This is a genomic window from uncultured Campylobacter sp. (genome assembly GCF_937949835.1).
GTDB lineage: Bacteria > Campylobacterota > Campylobacteria > Campylobacterales > Campylobacteraceae > Campylobacter_B.
In genome coordinates, this window is the sequence record NZ_CALEDC010000500.1 from 1 (window position 1) to 5,280 (window position 5,280).

Consider the following 5,280-nt stretch of genomic DNA (forward strand, 5'->3'; position numbering starts at 1 on the left):
TGAAATTTTACGCAAAAGCTCATCGTCGCGGCGGCGAAAAATCACTCGCCGTTTATAAATTTCATGCGCCGCCCTACAAAACCGAGATAAAAATTTTGATCTCGTCTCCGCCGTAAAACTCAAAATCCGTTCCAAACGCTCTTTTTAGTTCGCCGGCCTCAAAAAAGCTCCAAATTTTGCTCCAAAACTTTGCTACGTTTTGCGGCTCATTCGGGAAGCTAAAAACCGCGTATTTGTCGCTTTTGATCTCCAAGGCTTCGTCGCTGCGGGGCGCTTTAGCGCCGATAAAGATATCGTAAAGCCCGTCGGCGCCGTCTTCGTAATCGTAATAGACGCCGTAAATCTCGCTCTGCCCGTCATAGCACTCTTTCATAAATTTTGCCCACAGCGCGGGAATTTTACCGCTCCCGTCTAGCTCGTCCGCGTTTTTCGTGCGGGCTTTTAACCCGTAAATTTTAAATCCGTCTAAATATGAAATTTTGATTTTTTCGCTCAAATTTCGTCCTTTGCCGCTACTATTCTAAAAGCTCTTTGGCCTGCTTTGCGATCGCGACGTCGGTGAAGCCGAAAAGCTTAAATAGCTCGTTTGCGTTGCCGCTTTCGCCGAAGCTTTGCATGCCGTGTACCGCGTCTGCAAATTTATACCACTCAAGCGCGCTTGCGGCTTCGACGGCTAAAATTTTGGTCTGCGCCTGCAGGATTTGCGCTAGATAGTCAGCGTCCTGTTCGCACAAAAGCTCGAAGCACGGCGCGCTTACGACGTTTGCGCCAATACCTTGCTCTTGCAATATCGCTGCCGCTTTTAGGCAGAGCGAGACCTCGCTGCCGCTTGCGATGAGCGTGATTTGCGCCTCTTTGCTTTGCCTTAGCAGATACGCGCCGTTTTGCACGTCGCCCAAAACCGCCTTAGGTAGCGGCTCAAGCCCTTGGCGCGAGCAGACGAATGCCGCGGGCGCATTCAGAGCAAGCGCCGTGCGCCAGCATTTTACGTTTTCGTTGCCGTCTGCGGGGCGGAAGGTGTAGAAGCCGGGCATCGCGCGGAAGGTGCTAAGCTGCTCGATAGGCTCGTGCGTTGGCCCATCCTCGCCTACGCCGATGCTGTCGTGCGTGAAGACGAAATAGTGGCGCAAGCCCATCAGCGCCGCAAGTCTAGCGCCCGTTTTGAGATAGTCGCTGAAGATAAAAAACGTCGCGCTAAACGGGATGAAAAGCCCGTATCTCGCAAAGGCGTTGCCGATCGCCGCCATCGCGTGCTCGCGGATGCCGAAGTGTAAATTTTTGCCGCACGGAAAGTCGCCGCCGCCTTTTAGCTCGGTCTTATTCGATGCCGCCAAATCGGCGCTTCCGCCCAAAAAGCCGGGCACCGCGTTTGCGATAGCGTTTAAAATTTTACCGTTGCTATCGCGCGTGGCCACCTTAAGCCCGCTAAAATCGGGAAATTCTATCTTGCTAAAGTCGGGATTTAAAAGCTCGTTTAGAAGCGCTCTTTTTTCATCGCTTAGCTTCGCAAGCTTCTCCTTCCAAAGCCGCTCCTCCAAATCGCCCCTCTCAACCGCAGCGCGCGTCGCAAAAAGCACGTCCTCGCTTACGACGAAGCTTTGGGCTGGATCAAAGCCCAGGCTTTGCTTAGCGCGTGCAAGCAGCTCCTCTCCAAGCGGCGCGCCGTGCGTCTTGGCCGTGCCCTCAAGCTCTAGCGCCCCCTTGCCGATCGTGGTGTTTGCGATGATGAGGTAGGGTTTGGTTTTATTTTTGACCTCGTCAAGGACAAATTCTATCTGATCGAAATTATGCCCGTCGATGCGCGCGACCTCAAAGCCTTGCGCTTCAAATCGCACCTTTACGTCCTCAAACCACGCGATATCGGTGCTGCCGTCGATCGTGATGCCATTAGAATCATAGATTATCGTGAGATTATCGAGGTTATGTCTGCCTGCAAGCGCGCACGCTTCGTAGCTGATGCCCTCCTGCAGATCGCCGTCGCCGCAGAAGCAATAGACGCGGTGATCGATGATCTCGCTTCCTTCCTCGTTTAGCAGATGCGCGGCGTATTTTGCGGCCATCGCAAATCCGACCGCGTTTGCGACGCCTTGCCCGAGCGGTCCGGTAGCGATCTCTACGCCGGGGGTAGTGATCTCCGGATGGCCCGGTGTTTTGGAGTGCAGACGCCTGAAGCTTTTCAGATCGTCCATGCTCAGATCGTATCCGCTAAGATAGAGGTAGCTATACACGAGCGCACTTGCGTGCCCGCCAGAGAATACGACGCGGTCGCGGTTCAGCCACGCGGGATTTTTGGGGTTGTGGCGGACCTTACTCATAAATATGCTCATTACGTCGCTTAGCCCCATCGGTGTGCCGGGATGGCCTGAATTGGCGCTTTGGATCATATCCGCGCTTAGAAATTTGATCGTGTTTGAAATTTTACTTAGCTGCTCGCTCGACATTTTTCATCCTTTCAGGTATTTTTCTATCAAATTTAAAACCAAATCGCGCAGGCTTTCATCATAGCCCGCCATCGCGCCGCTTACCTCGTCTATTAGGCGCTGCTTGTAGCTTCTAGCGCCCGCAAGTCCGAGTAAATTTACGAAGGAATTTTTTGCGCCATCCGCTCCTACGGGCTTGCCCGCGCTTGCCTCGTCGCCCGTGGCGTCGATGATGTCATCCTCGATCTGAAATATAAGCCCTAGCTTCAGGCCGATCTTGTAAAGCTCATGCGCGAGCTCGTCATTTAGCCCGCCGATTATGGCGCCTAGCTCAAACGCCGCTGCGATGAGCGCGCCCGTTTTGTGCAGATGCAAAAACTCAAGCTCGCTTTGCTTTAGCGGGCTGTTTTCAAAACGGCAATCGATCGCCTGACCCAGCACCATGCCGCTGCTACCTGCGTTTCGCGCTAGAGTTTTAATGCATTTTATCTTGATCTCGTCGCTTAGGCTTGCGTTCGCGGCGATCAAAAATGCGTCTGTATTTAGCGCATCGCCCACCAAAATCGCCGTGACCTCGTCGTATTTTTTATGCAGGCTCGGTCGCCCGCGGCGCAGATCCGCATCGTCCATCGCGGGCAGATCGTCGTGTATAAGCGAGTAGGTGTGGATCATCTCAAGCGCCATCGCGATCGCCAGCGCGCCCTCAAAGCGCCGCTCATCTACCGCCGAGACGACGCCTAGTAGCAGCTGCGCGCGAAAATGCTTGCCGCCCGCTTGCAGCATGTAATTGAGCGCCTCCTCGAAATACGGATGAAAGCTAGACGCCTTCAGCTCGTTGCGCTTCAAATAGTCTTTAAATTTTTCTAAAATATCCATCGATCCTACCTTGCGGTTTTTATTTGCTCTGCTTGGGCGCGCCCTTGGCGAATGCAAATTCGCGCCCTGCGGTATGCCTTTTCGTCGCGCAGCTTAGACTTTGCTGTCGCGAGTCGTTTGTACGCCTCGTAGAAGTAATCATGCCGCTTAAAATTTTAAATTTTAATTTCCCTAGCTTTACGCAGTGCGCGAGGCGAAGGATGCTCCGCTTTTTTGAGCCGCATCTTGTGCTCATTTACTCGCGGATACCGCACAACGGCTCGCCTTGCTTTGCATTTAAGTTGCGCGAGCTAAATTTTGCTTTGCACTGCAACGTAGCAGCCTACCGAAATTTTAGAATTTACCCTCGTGCACCCGTTAAATTTGACTGATTTACTAAAGTTAAAATTAATAACCTAGCGTCAAATCAAGCGAGCCGTGCTTTATGCAAACCGTATCGCCACAAAAATCTAAATTTAACTTGTCGCCTTATAAAATAGGGCTTCATTTAGTTCGCTACAGAAGCCGCTCGCTCCGTAAAATCCAAACCGCTCGCCAGGCGGGAAGTAGTCGCCCTCTCTAAAAAGCCTATTTTCACCATTTTTGAACTACGCTTAGCCCTTATTGCCGAGTAGATCACCCAATCCGCCGAGCCCTCCTAGCATGGACGCTGCGGCGCCTTTCTTTTCATTTTCGACGAGTTTTATCGCGTCGCCTATCGCCGAAATTAGCAGTATCTGCAAGCTCTCTTTGTCGTTAAAGAGGCTGTCGTCGATGCTTAGATCAAGCACCTCGCCCGCACCGTTTAGCTTGATGGCGACCATGCCCGCGCCCGATTTTACGGTAAATTCCTTGCGCGCATTCTCCTCCTCGATCTGCTTAGCCTTGGCCTGCATCTGATCGAGCATCTGCCCCATTTTTGAAAAATCCATTCCTTCGAACATCTTTACTCCGTTATTTGGTTTTTTTCGTTTACCTGCACGATTTTAGGCTTAAAGCTTCTTGCTTTTTTGGCGCTCATTTGTGCGTAAGCAACGATGATGACGACGTCGCCGACGCAGACTTTGCGCGCGGCTGCGCCGTTTAGGCAGATCTCGCCCTTTTTCTCGCCGCGGATCACGTAGGTAGCGAAGCGCTCGCCGTTATTGACGTTTAGGATCTCGACTTTTTGGTATTCGCAAAGCCCCGCAGCCTCGATGAGCTCGGGTCCGATCGTGATAGAGCCTACGTAGTTTAGGTTGGCGTCCGTCACGCGCGCACGGTGGATTTTGCTTGATAAAATTTCGATTTTCATCGGCCGTCCTTTAAATTTAGTCTAAATTTGACCCGCCTCGCGCCGCGACGAGCTCGCTTACGACCTGCTTGTCGCTGAAGGGGTGCTTCACGCCCTTGATCTCCTGGTAGGTCTCGTCGCCCTTGCCTAAAATAGCGATCATCTCGCCGTTTTTGGCAAGATCTAGCGCGCGCGCGATCGCCTCTTTGCGATCCGCGATCTTTAAAATTTTATCTTTTCGGCGCATACCGGCGCAAATTTGCTCGATGATTTCGCTTGGCTCTTCGCTACGCGGGTTATCGCTCGTAACGATGCAAATTTTAGCAAAGTGCTCCGCGATGGCGCCCATTTTCGGACGCTTGCCGTGGTCGCGATCGCCTCCCGCGCCAAAAACCGCGATGATCTCGCCGCTTGCGCGTAGCGCGTTTAGAACCTTTTCGATGTCTGGGGTATGAGCGAAATCAACGATTACAAGCGGATTTTTATTTACGATCTGCACGCGACCCTCGACGCCGCCGAAGTTTGCCAGGGCTTTTGCGATCTCCTCGTTCGGCAGCTTGGTTAAAATTTTAACCGCCGCAAACGCCGCGGTAAGGTTGTAGAGATTAAACTCGCCGATAAGATCGCTTTGCAGCTGCGCATTATCGCCGTTTGGAGTGCGCACGAGCGCGTCGATACCGCCCTTTAGCCCGTATCCGCTCACGCCGAAACTCGCGGCATTTTTGATACCGT

The 5,280-nt window shown here is 52.5% G+C and carries 7 protein-coding genes; 1 reads left to right on the plus strand and 6 read right to left on the minus strand.

Features of this window, described 5'->3' with window-relative positions:
* Positions 1 to 73 precede the first annotated feature (73 nt).
* From Q0256_RS11060 to Q0256_RS11070, 3 genes are read right to left on the minus strand one after another with little or no spacing between them, the layout of a single operon-like run.
* Entirely contained in the window at positions 74 to 484 is a 411-nt protein-coding gene (locus Q0256_RS11060) for a GyrI-like domain-containing protein (RefSeq protein ID WP_297963084.1), read from the minus strand.
* A 31-nt stretch (positions 485 to 515) separates the two neighbouring features.
* Entirely contained in the window at positions 516 to 2,441 is a 1,926-nt protein-coding gene (tkt, locus tag Q0256_RS11065) for a transketolase (protein ID WP_297963077.1), read from the minus strand.
* 3 nt (positions 2,442 to 2,444) lie between these two features.
* Positions 2,445 to 3,296, minus strand: coding sequence for a polyprenyl synthetase family protein (locus tag Q0256_RS11070; RefSeq protein WP_297963078.1), 852 nt, complete (start codon positions 3,294 to 3,296; stop codon positions 2,445 to 2,447).
* Between the two features lie 44 nt (positions 3,297 to 3,340).
* On the opposite strand from Q0256_RS11070, the gene Q0256_RS11075 reads away from it, so the two are divergent.
* Complete coding sequence (locus Q0256_RS11075) at positions 3,341 to 3,667, plus strand: hypothetical protein (RefSeq protein ID WP_297963079.1); 327 nt, start codon at positions 3,341 to 3,343, stop codon at positions 3,665 to 3,667.
* A 222-nt stretch (positions 3,668 to 3,889) separates the two neighbouring features.
* Here Q0256_RS11075 and Q0256_RS11080 read toward each other — a convergent pair whose 3' ends face one another.
* The 3 genes from Q0256_RS11080 to Q0256_RS11090 all read right to left on the minus strand — a co-directional run.
* Positions 3,890 to 4,219 (minus strand): YbaB/EbfC family nucleoid-associated protein, encoded by a 330-nt coding sequence (locus Q0256_RS11080; RefSeq protein WP_297963080.1) that lies wholly within the window; start codon positions 4,217 to 4,219, stop codon positions 3,890 to 3,892.
* 2 nt (positions 4,220 to 4,221) lie between these two features.
* Positions 4,222 to 4,569: an aspartate 1-decarboxylase gene (gene panD / locus Q0256_RS11085; protein WP_005869876.1), complete on the minus strand. Its 348-nt coding sequence runs from the start codon at positions 4,567 to 4,569 to the stop codon at positions 4,222 to 4,224.
* Positions 4,570 to 4,585: 16 nt separating this feature from the next.
* Positions 4,586 to 5,280, minus strand: a 695-nt coding sequence (locus tag Q0256_RS11090; RefSeq protein WP_297963082.1) for a cyanophycin synthetase, incomplete at its 5' end; no start/stop codon positions are given.

What these genes read in the sequence shown, in the direction of transcription:
- tkt (WP_297963077.1), bottom strand. Translation starts at nt 2,441, where the DNA reads ATGTCGAGCGAGCAGCTAAGTAAAATTTCAAACACGATCAAATTTCTA.
- Q0256_RS11070 (WP_297963078.1), bottom strand. Translation starts at nt 3,296, where the DNA reads ATGGATATTTTAGAAAAATTTAAAGACTATTTGAAGCGCAACGAGCTG.
- Q0256_RS11080 (WP_297963080.1), bottom strand. Translation starts at nt 4,219, where the DNA reads ATGTTCGAAGGAATGGATTTTTCAAAAATGGGGCAGATGCTCGATCAG.
- panD (WP_005869876.1), bottom strand. Translation starts at nt 4,569, where the DNA reads ATGAAAATCGAAATTTTATCAAGCAAAATCCACCGTGCGCGCGTGACG.